At 26.4% G+C, this 1,913-nt stretch carries 3 protein-coding genes; all 3 read right to left on the bottom strand.

Annotated elements, in window-relative coordinates:
• Nucleotides 1-310: hypothetical protein (locus BM384_RS16930; protein WP_139232168.1), on the bottom strand; the 310-nt coding region annotated here is incomplete at its 3' end.
• Nucleotides 307-735 (bottom strand): DUF2971 domain-containing protein, encoded by a 429-nt coding sequence (locus BM384_RS18740; RefSeq protein ID WP_347455102.1) that lies wholly within the window; start codon nt 733-735, stop codon nt 307-309. The genes BM384_RS16930 and BM384_RS18740, both read right to left, overlap by 4 nt.
• 431 nt (nt 736-1,166) lie before the next feature.
• Nucleotides 1,167-1,352 carry a hypothetical protein gene (locus BM384_RS16940; RefSeq protein ID WP_090015424.1) on the bottom strand — a complete coding sequence of 62 codons (186 nt, stop codon included), beginning with the start codon at nt 1,350-1,352 and terminating at the stop codon, nt 1,167-1,169.
• Nucleotides 1,353-1,913 lie beyond the last annotated feature (561 nt).

The following is a 1,913-nucleotide window of genomic DNA, read 5'->3' on the forward strand; positions in this document are numbered from 1 at the left end:
TATGAAGCTGCCGCAAGCGGTACGCCGATAGAAGAAATTTTTGAGTCATTAAAAATAGCTTAGGATTCTGTTTGGTTACTTGACTGTAAAATTTTCCAAGTAAAAATGCACTATCATAGTTATTAGTATCAAACCCTTTAGACATAACATAATGATAGATATCTGTTACATAAAATTTACTATCAGATCCAACTATAATTTTATTAACAATACTTTTTCTATGTATTCCACTATTAACAAAACCAGAAAAATTCAAATCACAATATGGGAAAATACGATTATCTTTTTGAGCATATTTTATAGGTTTCAAAATATATCCACCTTTATTTTAGGTCTATTAAGAAGTTCATTATAAGCGTTAAAGGATAAATCATGTATAAGATTTTCATCTAAGGCATGTACATCATATATTATTCTAATTTCCTCTTCTTCAGCTAAATATGGATTTTTAATTTCATAAGCAAACTTTGCTAAGCGCCTAATAAGTATATTGCAACATCTCTGAATTTCTTTCCTAAACTTCTCATCAAAAATATATTTATTACTTGCTTCTCTTTTTTTATAAGAATAATAAGATTTCATTATATCTTGTATAAATGATTTTATATATTTATCAAATCCTATTGCTATACCTTTTCCATCATCAGCACATATTCTCCACTGTCTTGCTAAATCAGGTCGTTTTGAAAAACAAGCTATTAATTTGGAATTTGTATCATAACGAATTCCTTTGATTTTCTTTTAAATTATTGGCCTCAGCATATACTCTTAATTTTTCAAATAAGTATTTTTCAATAAATTTTGACGCCCATTCTTTCTCTATATAGTCATCTCTCCTATGAAAATCTTAAATCCTTACTCTCAATAATTTTTATGACTGTATCTAAGCTGCAATAATGAAAAATTGACTGTTTATCCATTTGCTCTTTCCCCTTTCTTTTCATCTTTTGTATAGGTTTACACAACTTTATTATACAATCAACTATTTTTACCTTCAAATTATACAAATAAACCTAATTTAATTTATTTTAGAATTAAATTAATAATTCTAATTTATTCAATTAAAAACATGTAATACTTTTAATAATATCTATTCTTATTATAAATATTACAATTTTAACTGTACTCTGTCAGCTGGTGTTATTATAACAATAAAATAGAGGTAATCAATGACCACCCTTCTCTATCCATTCATCTTCATCAGCAAATATATTATCTGCATCCATTTCATAAGAAGTATTATTCATACTTCTAATATATTTTTTCTTTCTAAAAGGCAATTTACATAGTTTGATAATTCCTATTACTAACCATTTTAATCCATACCATAAAGTAACAAAAATCCAATACATAAATTTCACCATCAATATAAAGAACTGTATCATAGCCAATGTAATAAAATACATACTAGCATAAATCTAGCCATAACCCTTTTTAGAGTACACTGTAAACCTAATGCCAGTTCCAGGAATACCTAATGAAATATGTGCTCTTCCTTTTGAATTTATAAGGATACTTCCTTTCTAAGTTTAAAACTTTTATTCTTTAATTTAAAACAGAGGGAGCAATAAAATCTAAAATAACTAAGATTCATAATTAAACATCCAGTCTATTTACATTTTGATTTTAGAAGAAATATAATTTCTATTTATGTTGTTCTCAATTAAAATTACATAAATACAAAACTTAAAATTTAAAAACCAACAAAAATAGTTCACTCTTTGGAATCCAGTTTATTACACTCAAATAGAATATGGCTTAAAATTCCATACCTATTAGTTTACCCCTTCTTTTCAATTCTATACTTTCATATACATTAATCGAGTAGGAGGTAATCAATTATTTTGATTACCGACCTCTCACACCACCGTACGTGCCGTTTGGCATACGGCGGTTCATTAGATTAATTTATT

The sequence above is a fragment of the Clostridium sp. DSM 8431 genome, from assembly GCF_900116755.1.
Lineage (GTDB): Bacteria > Bacillota > Clostridia > Clostridiales > Clostridiaceae > Clostridium.